Origin of the sequence: Streptomyces sp. NPDC004658, assembly GCF_040609555.1 — a bacterium.
Lineage (GTDB): Bacteria > Actinomycetota > Actinomycetes > Streptomycetales > Streptomycetaceae > Streptomyces.
In genome coordinates, this window is the sequence record NZ_JBEXKG010000029.1 from 51,687 (window position 1) to 67,734 (window position 16,048).

The following is a 16,048-nucleotide window of genomic DNA, read 5'->3' on the forward strand; positions in this document are numbered from 1 at the left end:
AATTGCTCTGATATGGACACATATCGCACCGTGTGCCGCTCACCGGGACATCGCTGTTCACCACCGCTGCACACAGGGTCGCCGGACCACACGCCGACGCTCCTACTTCCGCACCGATGGGATGGACCGCGATGACCAACACTGACCACACCCTCCTCGCCGAGCCGGTGAGCCTCCCGGAGGCGCCCGATGCGGCGATAGCGATGATGGATGCCGAGGGCATCGTCGTGGGCTGGACGCACGCCGCTCAGCAGCTCGTCGGTTATGCGGCCGGGGAAGTGGTGGGCCGGTCCGCCGCACACGTGCTGCCGCCTCCCGAGGACGCCCGGAGGGCGTTGGCGTTCGCCGAGCAGTGCCGTGCGCGGGGCGGCTGGTCCGGCACCGTCGCGATAGGCCACCGCGACGGCCACACGCTCAGGATGACGCTGCGGGTCTCGCTGCTACGGGGACAGGGCGACGACACCCGGTGGCTGGCGTCCGTGACGGACATAGGTTCCCTGTCCTCGGGGGCGACCGGGGGACCGGTGCGGGAGTCGCTCCTTGCCCGAGCCCCGATCGGCATCGTCGTTTATGACGCGCAGCTGCGCTGTGTCTGGGTGAACGACGCCATGGAGCGGCACGACGGCGTGCCTCGTCACCGACGCTTCGGGCGCTGTCTGAAAGACTCACTGCCCGCCGTCGAGGCCGAAGCGCTCAAGGTCGTGATGCGACAGGTGCTGGAGAGCGGCACGACGACGGTGCACGAGTACCGTGCGTGGCCGCCTGCGGACCGGCCCCGTGAACATGCGTTCTCCGCCTCCTTCTTCTGTCTGCAGGGCGCGGACGGCACCCCGTTGGGCGTGTGCTCCATGACCGTGGACGTCACCGGAAACAAGCGGGCGCGCGAGCGCCTCGCCATCCTCAGCGAGGCCAGCACGCACATCGGCAGCACCCTCGACGTGATGCAGACCGCCCAGGAACTGGCAGAGCTCACCGTGCCCCTGCTGGCCGACCACGCGCTGGTCGATCTCGTGGAGTTCGTTCCGTTCGGCGTCGAGCCGCCTGCACGAACCGGCACGACCAGTGGCCGACCGCCGCTGCTGCGCCGTGCCGGTCTGGCCTCCGTCGACCTGGGTCTCCTCGAGTTGCCGTGGGTACGTGAAGAAGTGGTCCACCCCCACCCCGACTCGCCGTTCTCCGCTGCCATGCGCACGGGACGGTCGTACCTGGAGCCGATGCTGGACACCCGTTCCGGCCCATGGGTCGACCATGACGCGGTGAGGGCGCAGAAAGTACGCGACAGCGGCGTCCACTCCTTGATGGTCGTACCCATCCGTGCCCGGCGCCGCGTGCTGGGACTGGCGCTGTTCGGCCGTTCCACGGAACAGACGCCGTTCCAGGAGGACGACCTGCTCCTCGCCGAGGAGCTGGTCACCAGGGCCGCGCTCTGTTTGGACAACGCGCTCCAGTACGCGCGCGAGCGCACCGCCGCTCTCGCGCTGCAGCGCGACCTGCTCCCTCACCGGGTGCAGGGCGGTGCTGCCGTCGAGGTCGCCTCGCGCTATGTGCCCGCCGACATGGACCACGGTGTGGGGGGCGACTGGTTCGATGTGGTCGAGCTGTCCGGCGCACGGGTGGCCCTGGTCGTCGGCGACGTGGTGGGACACGGCATCAACGCCGCGGCGACCATGGGCAGGTTGCGCACCGCCGTGCGCACGCTCGCGGACCTCGACCTGCCCCCGGACGAACTGCTGGCGCGCCTCGACGACACGGTCCGGCGACTGAACGACGAGGACGCCGACGACACAGACCGGCTTCCCTCGGTCGTCGGTGCCACCTGCCTGTACGCCGTCTACGACCCGGTGTCCCGACGGTGCACGCTGGCACGGGCCGGGCATCCACCGCCCCTGGTCGTCGACGCACAGGGCCGGGTCACCGTCCCCGACCTGCCGGCCGGAGCCCCGCTGGGCCTCGGTCTCGGCCTGGTGCCTTTCGAGTCCGTGGAACTGGAACTGCCCGAAGGAAGCGTGCTCGCCCTCTACTCCGACGGCCTGGTGGAGTCCCGCGGCGAGGACATCGACGTCGGCCTGCGGCGTCTGGGCGCCGCCCTGGCACAGCCCGGTGCCGCCCTGGAGGACCTGTGCTCGCGGGCGATGGAGACCTTGTCGGCGCAGGCACCGGCCGACGACGTCACCCTGCTCCTTGCGCGGACGCGCGCCCTGCCACCCGCCCAAGTCGCGTCCTGGGATCTGCCGAACGAACTCGTCACCGTCCCGACCGCCCGGCGTCTGGCTGCCCGTCAACTCCGTGAATGGGGTCTGGAGCCGCTGGTGACGGACGTGGAGTCGCTCGTCAGTGAACTGGTCACCAACGCGATCCGCCACGGCGACGGCCCGATCGGCCTACGGCTCATCCAGCACCGGGTGCTTACCTGCGAAGTCTCCGACACCAACACCGGTCAGCCACGCTCCCGCCATCCCGGCAATCTCGACGAGCACGGCCGCGGCCTTCACCTGGTCGGTCGGCTGTCGCGCAGGTGCGGTTTCCGCTCCGTGGCAGACGGCAAGGTCGTCTGGGCCGAACAGGACCTGCGATCCCCAACAGGTGCCCGCTGAGCGCCGACAGCCGCCACAGGATCCCCATCTGCCGTAGTCGCGGCACCTAGTAATGAAAGCCAGAGACATGGGCCCATCGGATGTTGAAAACGCCGACCCGGCAGGCGCCTTTCGAGGTGCGACGAGCGTCTTCGGCGCCGACCCCGGCGGCCGGCCGCACGCCTTCGACGGTCTGGCCGCGGCAGTGCTCGACGATCGGGGCACGGTGGTGGGGTGGACCGACACAGCACAGGACCTGACCGGGTTCTGCGCCGACGAGGTCCACGGCCGCCCCGTGCGGGAGCTCGTGGCAGACCTCCCGCACGACCCGCGCGGGGCCGCACACGTGCCGGCGACCGGTCGGGTACGACTGCGTCACCAGCGCGGGAACACGATCGACGTCACATTCCGGACCACACGGGTGAGCGGCTCGGCGGACTTCCTCGTGCTCGCGGCCCCCACTCCTCACGTCGCCGACCACCGGCACGGCGCAGCCCTCCTGCGCGCACTGACCGCGCAGAACAGGATCACGATCGCCCTGCACGACACGGATCTCACCACTGTGCAGACGAACGCCATGCCGGACACTCCCGAGGGCCGTCCCGTACAGCCCGGCGCCCGACTGAGCGACGTGCTGTGCGCCGAGGACGCCGAGACCATCGAAGCGGTACTGCGGCAGGTGCTCGAGACGGGCGTCCCGGTGATCCACAGGCACCAGCGAGTGAGCCGGCGACACCATCCGGCGCGGCGACACCCGCTGTCGCTGTCCGCCTTCCGTCTGGAGGACGCGCGAGGACGCCCTGCGGGAGTCGCAGCCCTGTACATAGACGACACCGGCCAACTGCGTGCCCGCCGACAGCTGGATCTTGCCCACGCGGTCGCCGAGCGGGTGGGGGGCTCCCTGGATGCCGTGCGGACCGCCCACGACCTCGCGGACGCCCTTGTACCCGCCTTCGGTGATCTCGCAGCAGTCGACCTTGCGGACGCCGTCTTCGACGGTGGCGAACCCGCAGAGCGGCTGGGTGGCGGAGATCCGCATCTGCGCAACGCCGCCCTGGCGCCGGCCACCGCGGACTGGCCGCCCGGCATCCAGCGCGGCAACCTCGTCCCATCCCTGTCCGACCACCCCCTCCTGCGCCGCTTCCAGCACGGCGAGACGGTCGTCTACGACCGGGACGACTACATCGCCCTGATCGGCGGCCCACGTGCGGCCGAGCAGTTCCTCCCGTACGACGTCCAGGCGGTGATGGTGGCACCGCTGCACGCCCGCGGCCTCACCCTCGGAGCGATCGTGGTCTGGCGAACCGGCCCCTCCGAACCGTTCACCGGGGACGAGGTGGATCTCATGAGGCAGATCGCCTCACGGGGAGCACTCGCCATCGACAACGCCCGCCGCTACGCACGCGAGCACAGAGCGGCCATGGCCCTGCAGCAAAGACTCCTTCCCCCGGCCACGACGGACACTCCGGCAGCCGAGACCGCCGGCGTCTACCTGCCCACAAACCGTGGGGGCGGCACCAGCGGCGACTGGTACGACGCCATACCCCTGCCGGCTCTCCGGCTGGCCCTCGTCGCCGGAGACGTGATCGGCCGCGGCATACCCGCCAGTGCCACCATGGGCCGTCTGCGCGCTGCCATCCAGACCCTCGCCGACCTCGAACTGGAGCCGGACGAACTGCTCACGCGTCTCGCCGACCTGGTCCAGCGCCTCGCGGCGGAAGCACCCCCTGGCGACCACGACGTCATGGGCGCCACCTGTCTGTACGCGGTCTACGACCCGGTCACCCGACGCTGCGCCATGGCCAGTGCCGGGCACCCGCCGCCCGTGCTCGTGCGGCCCGACGGGAGTGCCGAAGCCGTCGGCATACTCCCGGGGCCGCCCCTCGCCGTCTCCGGCATGCCGTACGAGACAACCACGATCGACCTCGAGCCGGGCAGCGTCCTCGTGCTCTACACCGACGGCCTGGTCCAGCAAGCCACACACGACGGCTGCGACGGGCTCCAGCGGCTGACCGATGCCCTCGCCGCCTCCTGCCGCCCGGACCGCGCGCTGGAGGAGACCGGCAGGACCCTCCTCGACCATCTGGTGGACGAAGCGCCACGGGACGATGCGACCCTGCTGCTGGCACGCACCCGCGCCGTACCGGCCGAGGACACCGCTCACTGGCAGATACCGGCCGATCCGGCTGCCGTCTCGGACGCCCGGGGATGGGCGACCCGCCAACTCACCGCGTGGGGCCTGGACGACCTCCTCCTCTCCACCGAGCTCATCGTCAGTGAACTGGTCACCAACGCGATCCGCCACGGTCGTCCGCCTGCGGAGCTGCGACTGATTCGGCACCACGTCCTGGTCTGCGAGGTCACCGACTCCAACACCGCCCAACCCCGTCTGCGCCGCGCTCGCACCACCGACGAGGGTGGACGCGGACTGTTCCTCGTCGCCCAACTCGCGGAGCGCTGGGGCTGCCGCCACGGCCGGAACCACAAGACCATCTGGTCCGAACAGCCGATCACGCGCGCCCACTGATCACGCCCTGTGGCCGTCTCAGAATTCGGCTGGGTTCCCGCGCCGCTGATTACGGTGGCAGGCGCGCTGCCGCCGTATTTCGGCAGGCCGACCTCCTGCGCGATCTTGGCGAGCTGCTCTTCGCGGTGCGGCGGCCGGAGTGGAAGGGACCGGTTCCTTCGGGGCGGCCCTGTCCCGCCACCTGCCGGCCCAGGGCGTTGCGCGTCGACCCGCGCGCCCAGGAGTACCGCGAACGCCGCAGCAAGGAGGGCAAGACCCGGCCCGGGAGGTCTTCCACCTGGTCGCACCTGTGCACTCGCAACCCTCGTTGGAGGGGCAGTCGTGAGTCGTGAGAGGGTCTGGGCGTGAGTGAGACACCCCCGAACACCTTGCAATACCGCTTCGACGGGCCAGAAGACGCACCGGTCCTGATCCTGGGTCCCTCACTGGGTACCACATGGCACATGTGGGACCGCCAGGTTCCGGAGCTGGCCAAGCAGTGGCGGGTCTTCCGGTTCGATCTGCCCGGTCACGGCGGCGCCCCGGCACACCCGGCCGGATCGGTCGCCGAGCTCAGCGCCCGGCTGCTGGCGACGCTGGACGCGCTCGGCGTGCAGCGGTTCGGCTACGCGGGTTGTGCGCTGGGCGGCGCGATCGGCATCGAGCTGGCCCTGCGGCACCCCGCGCGGCTCGCCTCCCTCGCCGTGGTCGCGGCCTCGCCCCGGTTCGGCACCGCCGACGAGTTCCGCCAGCGCGGGGTGGTCGTGCGCACCAACGGCCTCGACCCGATCGCCCGGACGGCCCCCGACCGCTGGTTCACGGGCGGGTTCGCCGCCGCGCAGCCCGCGATCACCGAGTGGGCCGTGCAGATGGTCCGCACCACCGACCCCGGCTGCTACATCGCCGCCTGCGAGGCCCTGGCCGCCTTCGACGTACGGCCCGAGCTGGGCCGGGTGGGGGTGCCGACCCTGGTGCTGGTCGGCTCCGACGACCAGGTCACCGGCCCGGCCGAGGCCCGCACCCTGGTCGCCGGCATCCCGGACGCCCGGCTCGCCGTCGTCCCCGGCGCCTCCCACCTGGTGCCGGTCGAGCAGCCCGCCGCCGTCACCGACCTGCTCGTCCACCACTTCTCCACCGCCTGGCAGCAGCCCTACGACACCGGCCAGACCGCCCTGCCGGGGATGCCGGCCGCCCCCGTCCCGGCCGCCCCGCCGCAGCCCGCGCCGGTCGCCGAGATCGCCCCGGCCGCCGTACCGGAGCGGCCCGCCGGGCAGCCGGACCGGTACCAGACCGGGCTGAAGGTCCGCCGGGAGGTGCTGGGCGACGCCCACGTGGACCGGGCGCTGGCGCAGGCCGGCGAGTTCTCCGGGGACTTCCAGGAGTTCGTGACCCGCTACGCCTGGGGCGAGGTCTGGAACCGGCCCGGCCTGGACCGCCGTACCCGCAGCTGCATCACGCTCACCGCGCTGGTCGCGGGCGGCCACCTGGAGGAGCTGGCCTTCCACACCCGGGCGGCCCTGCGCAACGGGCTCACCCCGGACGAGATCAAGGAAGTGCTGCTCCACACGGCCGTCTACTGCGGGGTGCCGGCCGCGAACAGCGCGTTCCGGGTGGCCCAGCAGGTGATCCGGGAGGAGACCACGCCCGCCGAGTAGCGCCCCGGGCGGCCGCAGACGGCAGGATGGGGAGACATGAAGCTGACGAAGAAGTCCCACGCCTGCGTCCGCCTGGAGAAAGAGGGGCAGACCCTCGTCATCGACCCGGGCGGGTTCTCCGAGGAGGACGCCGCCCTCGGCGCGGACGCCATCCTGGTCACGCACGAGCACCCGGACCACTTCGACGAGTTCCGGCTGCGGGCCGCCATGGAGAACAACCCGGCCGCCCGCATCTGGACGCTGACGTCGGTCGCCGAGCGGATCGGGGCGGCCTTCCCGGGACGGGTGCACACCGTCGGCCACGGCGACACCTTCACCGCCGCCGGCTTCGACGTCCAGGTCCACGGCGAGCTGCACGCGGTGATCCACCCGGACATCCCGCGCATCACCAACGTCGGCTACCTGATCGACGGCGGCCGGGTCTTCCACCCCGGCGACGCCCTCACCGTGCCCGGCCAGGCGGTGGAGACGCTGCTGGTGCCGGTGATGGCCCCCTGGAACAAGATCTCCGAGGTGATCGACTACGTCCGCGAGGTGGCCCCGCGGCGCGCGTACGACGTCCACGACGCCCTGCTCACCGACCTCGCCCTGCCGATCTACGAGGGCCACCTCGGCCGCCTGGGCGGCACGGAACACCAGCGGCTCCACCCGGGGGCGTGGACCGAGCTCTGAGCGCACGGACCGTTGTCGGACCCGCCAGGTAGGTTGTGAGGCATGCGCATCGCTACCTGGAACGTGAACTCGATCACCGCCCGCCTTCCCCGGCTGCTGGCCTGGCTGGAGAGCAGCGGCACCGACGTGCTCTGCCTCCAGGAGGCCAAGATCGCCGAGGAGCAGTTCCCGTTCGACCAGCTCCGGGAGCTGGGCTACGAGGCCGCTGTCCACGCGACCGGCCGGTGGAACGGGGTGGCGGTGCTCTCCCGCGTCGGTATCGAGGACGTGGTCAAGGGCCTGCCCGGCGACCCGGGCTTCGACGGCGTGACCGAGCCGCGCGCCCTCTCGGCGACCTGCGGCCCGGTCCGCGTCTGGTCGGTGTACGTGCCGAACGGCCGCGAGGTCGGCCACCCGCACTACGCGTACAAGCTCCAGTGGTTCGAGGCCCTGAGGGCGGCCGTGTACGGCGACGCGCAGGGCAGCCGCCCGTTCGCGGTGCTGGGCGACTACAACGTCGCGCCGACGGACGACGACGTCTACGACCCGGCCGCTTTCGCGGGCTCCACCCACGTCACCCCGGCCGAGCGCGCCGCGCTGGCCGCCCTGCGCGAGGCCGGCCTGGACGACGTCGTGCCGCGCCCGCTGAAGTACGACCACCCGTTCACCTACTGGGACTACCGCCAGCTCTGCTTCCCGAAGAACCGCGGCATGCGCATCGACCTGGTCTACGGCAACCAGCCCTTCGCGAAGGCCGTCAAGGACGCCTACGTCGACCGCGAGGAGCGCAAGGGCAAGGGTGCCTCCGACCACGCGCCGGTGGTGGTCGACCTGGACGTGTGATGCCACGCTGGGTCCATGCACCTTCCGTTCCTGGGCCCCCGGCACGCGAAGAAGGCTGAAGCGGTGCTCCGCGCCGACCCCGAGGCGGTCGCCGCGCTGCTGTCCGAGTGCGAGCTGCTGCGCTCGCAGGCGGCTCGGGCGGGTGTCCGCCTCGACGACACCCCGGCCTCCCTGGAGGCCCTGGACCAGATGGTCCCGCGCTGGCGGGACGACCCGGAGACGCTGCCCTGGCTGGGCCACGACGCCGGGCTGTACCTGGGCACGGTCGTGGTGCGCACCGTGCCCGGCGCCGCCTGGCGGATCCGGCCCGACGGCGAGCCCGTCGTACGCCTCGCCTCCGGCCGTGCGGTGGAGGTGGTGCCGGCCGGGGAGGAGTGGGCGGTGAGCGGGGTTCCCGAGCTGTCCCAGCTGTACGCGGAGATCGCCGAGACCTGACGCCACGCTGCCCGCATACCCCTCTTGGCGTAAATACGGCTATTGCCCGGATGGTGCGTGTCGCCCCTCAACTCCGCTGTCGTCTGGATAGGTTGCGGCACCAGGACACAGCTGAGAGTGGGTGGGGCCGCGGATGGCCGTCGATCCGTTGATCGAGCTGCGGAACGTCAACAAGCACGACGGGGAGCTGCGCGTCCTGCGGGATCGACCTCACCGTGGGCCGGGGCGAGGCACGCGGTCGAGGAGTTCCCGGGAGCGGCGGTCGGCGTCGTCCCTGCCGCGCCCGCGGACCTCGACCCGGGCGAGGGACGCGTGCGGCCTGCTGAACCAGGCCGACAAGTACCCCGCCCGGCTCTCCGGCGGCCGGCGGCCGGGGGTGCCTCCCCGGTTCATGGCCGACGGCCGGATCGTCGAGGACCGCGGCCCGGACGAGTTCTCCACCAACCCGCGCCGCGACCGCGCCAAGGACGTCCTCTCCAAGATCCTCGAGCACTGACCCCGGGGGAGTGCGACCCGTGTTCCGTCCCACCCGCGTGCCCCGCGCCCTGTGCGCCCTCCTGGCCCTGCTGGCCGCCGCCTGCGGCAAGGAGGGCAGCCCGCCCGGCAAGGGCCCGGCGCCCGAGAAGCTCCCGCACTACCAGGTGGCCCGGCACTTCCGCCTGCCCGCCTCCCCGACCTGGACCCGGGCGAAGAAGCGCGGCCACCTCGTCGTCGGTGCGAAGGAGGACCAGCCCTACCTCGCCGAGAGGGACCCGGCCACCGGCACCTACTCCGGCTTCGACATCGAGATCGCCAAGATGATGTCCGCCTCCCTCGGCTTCCCGCCGCAGACCGTCCGCTTCCGCACGATCGCCTCCGCCAACCGCGAGACCGCCCTGCAGAACGGCCAGGTCGACTACTACGTCGGCACCTACACCATCAACGCCGGCCGCAAGAAGCTCGTCGGCTTCGCCGGCCCCTACTACCTGGCCGGCCAGTCGCTCCTGGTCCGCAAGGACGAGGACGACATCCACGGCCCGCGGGACCTCGCCGGCAAACGCGTCTGCTCGGCGGCCGGTTCCACGCCGTACCAGCGCATCAGGGCCGACTACCCGAGGGCGGTCCTGGTCGCCTACGACACCTACTCGGTCTGCGTGGACAACCTCCTCACCTACCAGGTCGACGCCGTCACCACCGACGACGCCATCCTGATCGGTTACGCGGCCAAGGTCCCGGACGAACTCAAGGTCGTCGGCAAGCCGTTCTCCGAGGAGCCGTACGGCATCGGCGTCCCGCACGCCGACAACGCGCTGCGCTTCGCCCTCGACGACGCCCTGGCGGCCCGGGAGAAGGACGGCGACTGGAAGAGGGCGTACGACGCCACGCTGGGCCTGTCCGGCGTGCCCGCACCGAGACCTCCCGCCATCGACCGCTATCCGGCGAGCTGACCGAGGACGGCATGAACGTACTGACCGACAACTTCTCCACCTACGGCGACGGTTTCCTCGGCACGCTGCAACTGACCGTCTACGCCTCCCTGCTGGCCCTCGCGCTGGGCTTCCTGATGGCGTCCTTCCGGGTCGCACCGGTCGCCTCGCTGCGGGTCTTCGGCACCGTGTGGGTGACCGTGCTGCGCAACACCCCGCTCACCCTGCTGTTCTTCGCGGTGCTGCTGGGCCTGCCCCGCTTCGGACTGGTGCTGCCCTTCCAGGTGTTCGCCGTCCTCGCCCTCGGCTGCTACACCTCGGCGTTCATCTGCGAGGCGCTGCGCTCCGGGATCAACACCGTGCCCACGGGGCAGGGCGAGGCGGCCCGCAGCCTCGGGATGACCTTCGGGCAGACCCTGTCCCTGGTGGTACTGCCGCAGGCGTTCCGGTCCGTCATCCCGCCCGTCGGCTCGACCCTCATCGCGCTCGCCAAGAACTCGGCGATCGCGGGCGCGTTCAGCGTGACCGAGCTGCTCGGCACCTACAAGACGCTCAACGAACTCGGCTACGACATCGTCTGGACGTTCGTCTGGATCGCCGCCGGCTACCTGGTCATCACGCTCGCCATCAGCGCCCTGTTCAACGTGCTGGAGCGGACCTTCGGAGCGGTCCGATGACCGGGGCCACCGCGCTCTACGACGTCCCGGGCCCGCGCACCCGTCGCCGGCACGCCGTCTACGCCGTGGTGTCCACCGTCGTCATCCTCGCGCTGCTCGCCTGGATCCTGTACCTCCTGTTCGCCACGGGCCAGTTCACGTACACCAAGTGGATGCCCTTCGCGTACGAGGGCATCCAGGAGCTGCTGCTGCGCGGACTCGGCAACACCCTCAAGGCGTTCGCCCTCGCGGCCGTCCTCTCCCTCGCCCTGGGCGGCCTGCTGGCCACCGGCCGGCTGTCGGACCACCGGCCGGTGCGCTGGCTCGCCACGGTCGTCGTGGAGTTCTTCCGCGCGATGCCCGTCCTGGTGATGATCTTCTTCATCTTCGTCGCGCTGAAGGTGCAGCCGCTGCCCGCGCTGGTCGCCGGGCTCACCCTGTACAACGGCTCGGTGCTCGCCGAGGTCTTCCGCTCCGGTGTGAACGCCGTCGAACGCGGCCAGCGCGAGGCCGCGTTCGCGCTCGGCATGCGCAAGTCCCAGGTCATGGCGCACGTCCTCGTCCCGCAGGCGGTGCGCGCGATGCTGCCCGCCATCATCAGCCAGCTGGTGGTCGCCCTGAAGGACACCTCCCTCGGCTTTCTCATCACCTACGAGGAGTTTCTCCACGCGGGGAAACTCATCGCCTCCAACCTCGACTACGATTTGCCGTTCATCCCTGTGGTGATGGTGATCTCGCCGATCTACATCGGGATGTGCATGCTGCTCTCCTGGTGCGCCGACTGGGTGTCCCGGCGGGAGCGGCGCAGCCCCAAGACCAAGGGGGTGGCGGTCGCCACACCCGGGCCGGGGGCGCTGCTGCCGGGTGGGGTGCCCCCCACGGCCCCGAAACGTTGAGGGGCGGCAGTTCAACGGGCCAGGCTCGTCCGGCGGCAGCCGGAGATCACTGCTCGCCGAGCGGGACGGACACGTACGACGGGTCGTCCGAGGGCGAGGAGAAGGTCAGCTGCGCGCCGGACGGGTTGTGCTCGGCGTAGAGCGGGTCGACCGTGTCGACCACCAGCGCGAGGCGGTGCCCGGCGGGGACGTCGTAGGCCGTGGAGAACAGGTCCAGGTCGACGGCGAACGGCTCGCCGGGCGTCCGCCCGTGCCAGGTGCAGGGCGCGTGCGTGACCAGCTTGCCGAAGCCCAGCGGGCCCACGTCGTACAGGTAGGCGATGAACGTGCCGCTCTCCCTGGTCGGGGTGAGCGTGGTGTGCAGGGCCGCCGTGCCGCGCACCCGCTGGGCGGCGCCGTACCGCTCCGACTGCCACACGGCCGCCCAGCGGCGCGGCAGCAGCGGCAGGGAGGCGACGGGCGGCAGCCGGGCGACCTGGTCCAGGATGCTGGAGAGGAACACGATCCCGCCGTCCGCGCCGGAGTCGACGTTGGCGTGGAGGGTGGGTGAGCCGGTGAGGGCCAGCTTCCGCCGGGTAGCGGTGACCGACTTCCAGTCCGGGTAGCCCTCGTACTCCCCCGCGGTACGGGACTTCAGCCGGACCGGCTGCTCGCGGTCGACGCCGTTGTCGGCGCCCCGGAGGTAGTGGTCGAACCAGCGCCGGGTGTCCGTCCACACGTCGTTGGGCAGCCCGAACAGACCGGTGAGCTCGGGCGTCGCGTGGTCGCCGGGGCGCAGCTCCAGCCGCTTCGGGACGGTCAGCTTCTCGTAGAAGGAGGCGTACTGGTTCACCGGGAAGACCGTGTCGCCCCAGGCGTTGGCCAGCAGGACGGCGGCGCCGTTGCGGTTGAGCTGGTCGACGTAGGTCGCGGCGGAACGTTTCCGCCCCCAGTCGATCATCTCCTGCTCCTTGGACAGGTCCGAGGAGTACAGGTTGTCGAAGATGGCGCGCAGTTCGGGGCTCTCGCGGCCGGTGAGGGTGGCCGCGCCGTCCAGCACGGCCGCCGCCTGGAGGTGCTGGGTGCGCCCCGAGTAGACGGAGTCGATCAGGTCGGCCCACCCGCTGAGCGCCGCCACGGCCTTGACACGCTTGTCGTGCGCGGCGGTGAGCAGGCTGATCCCGGCGCCGTACGACACCCCGGCCATGCCGATGTGCTCCGGGTCGGCCGGGGTGTGGGCGAGGGCCCAGTCGATGACCCGGGAGGCGTCCGCCGTGTCGGGCGGACCGGCCACTTCTATCCGGCCGCCGGACTGCCAGAATCCGCGCACGTTGTAGGTGAGCACCACATAGCCGGAGTCGGCCAGCTGCTGGGCCTGGGCCAGATACTCCACCTGCGGCAGGCCCCAGCTGGTGGGCAGCACGATGAGCGGGTAGCGGCGCGAGCCGTCGGCGCCCCCGGGCGTGAGGACGTTCGCCTTCAGTACGGTGCCGCCGTCACCGCTGATGTCGACGAACCGGACGTTCGGGGCGGCCTCGGCGGCCGGCGCGAGGCCGACGACGGAGCCGGCGAGCAGCGCCGCCGAGACGGCTCCGGCGGCGGAGGCGCGCAGCGTGGTGCGACCGTGTCCCATGGGTCACTCCTTCACGTGTGTCCGTGCAAAGTGACCCGACGGTAACCGCGCCCTCTTACCGCAAGTAACCCGTCGGTAAGTTACGTGCGGGTAAAGATTGTTGAAGTGTCACTCGGCGGCGCTCGGAGCGGGCTCCGGCAGCGGTGTCCGCGCCGCCCGCGTCACGTCCGCCACCAGCTCGACCACATCGGGGCCGTACGCCTCGGAGTTGACGACCTTCAGCAGCAACACGAAGGAACCTCCGCCGTACTTGCGGGCCAGCCGCTCGTGGTGGCGGGCGAGATAGCGGGTCGCCGCCTGGTTGGTGATCGCCCGCTGGCCGCAGAAGAGGAACACCGGGCGGGTGTCCCGGCCGCCGTCCGCGGTGAGCCGGGCGAGCAGCACGTACTCGGCGCGCCCGCCGTCCATGCGGTACTCCTCGCCGCCGATCCGGAAGGCGCCGACGTCCGGACCGGACGCGGCCTCCGTGTTCACCCGCACGCCCGGCAGCAGGGAGGAGAGGTGGGCCTCCATCCGGCGGTTCGAGGCGGGACCGCCGAGGCAGAACTCCGTGCGCTGGCCGAACCCCTGCTGGGCGGCGTCGTGCGCCACCACCCGCGCGTGCGCGTTGCAGTCCTTGACGAGGGCGGACAGTTCCAGCAGGGCGAACACGTCGTGCCGCATCACCGACAGCTCCGGCCCGCCGGCGTTGCGGTTGACCACCAGCAGGCACTCGGCGTGGTCCGGCAGCCCGAAGAAGGCCTGCTTGCGGCGCAGCCGGCGCTTCCACAGGTACGTCCGGGCGACCCAGCCCAGCGCGGCCGAGATGCCCGCCGCTATGACCCCGAGGACGATGTTGCGCACGTCGTCGTTCATGGCCGCGCATGGTAGCGGGCCCGGGCGACGGCGACGGTGCGCAGGCGTACTGTCGGTACTACCGGCGATCCGGTTACGCTGCGCGGACTGTCCCGACGGGAGGTACGCATGGGTCGTCCAGGCACGCGGAAACTGGCGGTTCTGGCGGTCTCGGCCGCCGTGGTGTCGACGGGGGCGGCGGCGCCGCCCGCCGCCTCGGCGGACAGAACACCGGCGAAGGTCCCCGTGGCCGTCGGCTACGGCGGCGCCGTCGCCAGCGTCGACGCCGACGCCTCCGCCGCCGGCATCGAGGTCCTCAAGCACGGCGGGAACGCGGTGGACGCGGCCGTCGCCACCGCCGCCGCGCTCGGCGTCACCGAGCCCTACTCGGCCGGCATCGGCGGAGGCGGCTACTTCGTCTACTACGACGCCAAGTCCCGTACGGTGCACACCATCGACGGACGCGAGACCGCGCCGCTGAGCGCCGACGCCGACCTGTTCTCGGAGAACGGCAAGCCGCTCGCCTTCGCCGACGCCGTCAGCAGCGGCCTGAGCGTCGGCACCCCGGGCACGCCCGCCACCTGGCAGAAGGCGCTGGACCAGTGGGGCAGCAAGCGGCTCGGCACCCTGCTGAAGCCCGCCGAGCGCATAGCCCGCGACGGCTTCACGGTGGACGACACCTTCCGCGCGCAGACCGCGTCCAACGAGACCCGGTTCCGCTACTTCCCGGACACCGTGAAGCTGTTCCTGCCCCACGGACAGCTGCCCGTCGTCGGTTCCACGTTCAAGAACCCGGAACTCGCCCGCACCTACGAGCAGCTGGGCCGGCAGGGCGTCGGCGCGGTCTACCGCGGGGACATCGGCGACGACATCGTCAAGACGGTCGAACACCCGCCCGTGGACCCGGCCTCCGGCTGGAACGCCCGCCCCGGCAAGCTGGCCGAGAAGGACTTCGCCGTCTACCGCGCCAAGCTCCAGGCGCCCACCAGGACGTCGTACCGCGGTCTGAACGTGTACTCCATCGCGCCCTCCTCCTCCGGCGGCACCACGGTCGGAGAGGCGCTCAACATCCTGGAGAACACCGACCTGTCGAAGGCGAGCGAGGTGCAGTACCTGCACCACTTCATCGAGGCCAGCCGCATCGCCTTCGCCGACCGCGGGCGCTGGGTCGGCGACCCCGCCTTCGAGGACGTGCCGACGAAGGAGCTGCTGTCCCAGCGGTACGCCGACTCGCGGGCCTGCCTGATCAGGGACGACGCGGTCCTCACCAGCCCCCTCGCGCCCGGCGACCCGCGCCACCCGGCGCCCTGCGGCCAGGGCGGCAAGGCGGCCCCGACCACGTACGAGGGGGAGAACACCACCCACCTCACCGTGGCCGACAAGTGGGGCAACGTCGTCGCCTACACGCTCACCATCGAGCAGACCGGCGGCAGCGGCATCACCGTCCCGGGCCGGGGCTTCCTGCTCAACAACGAGCTGACCGACTTCTCCTTCGCCCCGGCCAACCCGGCCGTGCACGACCCGAACCTGCCCGGCCCGGGCAAGCGCCCGCGCTCCTCCATCTCGCCGACGATCGTCCTGGACCAGCACAACCGGCCGGTCGTGGCGCTCGGTTCACCCGGCGGCGCGACCATCATCACCACCGTGCTGCAGACGCTCACCGGGTTCCTGGACCGGAAACTGCCCCTGGTGGACGCGATCGCCGCACCGCGCGCCAGCCAGCGCAACGCCGCCAGGACCGAGCTGGAGCCGGGGCTCTACAACAGCGACCTGAGGAAGCGGCTGGAGGCCCTCGGGCACTCCTTCAGCCTCAACCCGGAGATCGGGGCGGCCACGGGCGTGCAACGGCTGCCCGACGGCAGGTGGCTGGCCGCCGCCGAGAAGGTCCGGCGCGGCGGCGGCTCGGCGATGGTGGTCCGTCCGACCCGCTGACGGCCGTGCGGCCCCGGCGCGTCGAGCTGCGGCGCGCTGGGGGCCGGGC

The 16,048-nt window shown here is 71.6% G+C and carries 12 protein-coding genes and 2 pseudogenes; 12 read left to right on the top strand and 2 right to left on the bottom strand.

Going from position 1 to position 16,048, the window contains the following annotated elements; genetic code table 11:
- Positions 1–131: 131 nt before the first annotated feature.
- The 11 genes and pseudogenes from ABZV94_RS13540 to ABZV94_RS13590 all read left to right on the top strand — a co-directional run bounded on the left by ABZV94_RS13540 (position 132) and on the right by ABZV94_RS13590 (position 11,621).
- On the top strand, positions 132–2,594 hold the full coding sequence (locus ABZV94_RS13540) for a SpoIIE family protein phosphatase (protein WP_356340385.1): 2,463 nt from the start codon (positions 132–134) through the stop codon (positions 2,592–2,594).
- Positions 2,595–2,661: 67 nt separating this feature from the next.
- Positions 2,662–5,100 (top strand): SpoIIE family protein phosphatase, encoded by a 2,439-nt coding sequence (locus ABZV94_RS13545; protein ID WP_356340386.1) that lies wholly within the window; start codon positions 2,662–2,664, stop codon positions 5,098–5,100.
- Positions 5,101–5,444: 344 nt separating this feature from the next.
- Positions 5,445–6,734 carry a 4-carboxymuconolactone decarboxylase gene (gene pcaC, locus ABZV94_RS13550; protein ID WP_356340388.1) on the top strand — a complete coding sequence of 430 codons (1,290 nt, stop codon included), beginning with the start codon at positions 5,445–5,447 and terminating at the stop codon, positions 6,732–6,734.
- Between the two features lie 36 nt (positions 6,735–6,770).
- The gene (locus ABZV94_RS13555; protein WP_356340389.1) at positions 6,771–7,406 is read left to right on the top strand and encodes an MBL fold metallo-hydrolase; all 636 of its coding nucleotides are present in this window, start codon (positions 6,771–6,773) and stop codon (positions 7,404–7,406) included.
- Between the two features lie 42 nt (positions 7,407–7,448).
- Positions 7,449–8,228 carry an exodeoxyribonuclease III gene (locus ABZV94_RS13560; protein ID WP_356340390.1) on the top strand — a complete coding sequence of 260 codons (780 nt, stop codon included), beginning with the start codon at positions 7,449–7,451 and terminating at the stop codon, positions 8,226–8,228.
- Between the two features lie 15 nt (positions 8,229–8,243).
- On the top strand, positions 8,244–8,663 hold the full coding sequence (locus ABZV94_RS13565; RefSeq protein WP_356340391.1) for a DUF6278 family protein: 420 nt from the start codon (positions 8,244–8,246) through the stop codon (positions 8,661–8,663).
- A gap of 133 nt (positions 8,664–8,796) precedes the next feature.
- A pseudogene (locus ABZV94_RS13570) lies at positions 8,797–8,893 on the top strand (amino acid ABC transporter ATP-binding protein); the annotation flags it as partial.
- 86 nt (positions 8,894–8,979) lie between these two features.
- A pseudogene (locus tag ABZV94_RS13575) lies at positions 8,980–9,159 on the top strand (hypothetical protein); the annotation flags it as partial.
- A 19-nt stretch (positions 9,160–9,178) separates the two neighbouring features.
- Positions 9,179–10,090, top strand: a complete 912-nt coding sequence (locus ABZV94_RS13580; RefSeq protein ID WP_356340393.1) for a glutamate ABC transporter substrate-binding protein — start codon at positions 9,179–9,181, stop codon at positions 10,088–10,090.
- An 11-nt stretch (positions 10,091–10,101) separates the two neighbouring features.
- On the top strand, positions 10,102–10,746 hold the full coding sequence (locus tag ABZV94_RS13585) for an amino acid ABC transporter permease (RefSeq protein WP_356340395.1): 645 nt from the start codon (positions 10,102–10,104) through the stop codon (positions 10,744–10,746).
- On the top strand, positions 10,743–11,621 hold the full coding sequence (locus tag ABZV94_RS13590; RefSeq protein WP_356340396.1) for an amino acid ABC transporter permease: 879 nt from the start codon (positions 10,743–10,745) through the stop codon (positions 11,619–11,621). Before ABZV94_RS13585 ends, ABZV94_RS13590 begins: the two co-directional genes overlap by 4 nt.
- A 46-nt stretch (positions 11,622–11,667) precedes the next feature.
- On the opposite strand, the gene ABZV94_RS13595 is transcribed toward ABZV94_RS13590, so the two are convergent.
- The gene (locus tag ABZV94_RS13595; RefSeq protein ID WP_356340397.1) at positions 11,668–13,233 is read right to left on the bottom strand and encodes an alpha/beta fold hydrolase; all 1,566 of its coding nucleotides are present in this window, start codon (positions 13,231–13,233) and stop codon (positions 11,668–11,670) included.
- A 108-nt stretch (positions 13,234–13,341) separates the two neighbouring features.
- Positions 13,342–14,088 (bottom strand): hypothetical protein, encoded by a 747-nt coding sequence (locus tag ABZV94_RS13600; RefSeq protein WP_356340399.1) that lies wholly within the window; start codon positions 14,086–14,088, stop codon positions 13,342–13,344.
- 108 nt (positions 14,089–14,196) lie between these two features.
- Between ABZV94_RS13600 and ggt the strand changes: the two genes are divergently transcribed.
- On the top strand, positions 14,197–15,999 hold the full coding sequence (ggt, locus tag ABZV94_RS13605) for a gamma-glutamyltransferase (RefSeq protein WP_356340400.1): 1,803 nt from the start codon (positions 14,197–14,199) through the stop codon (positions 15,997–15,999).
- Positions 16,000–16,048: the final 49 nt, after the last annotated feature.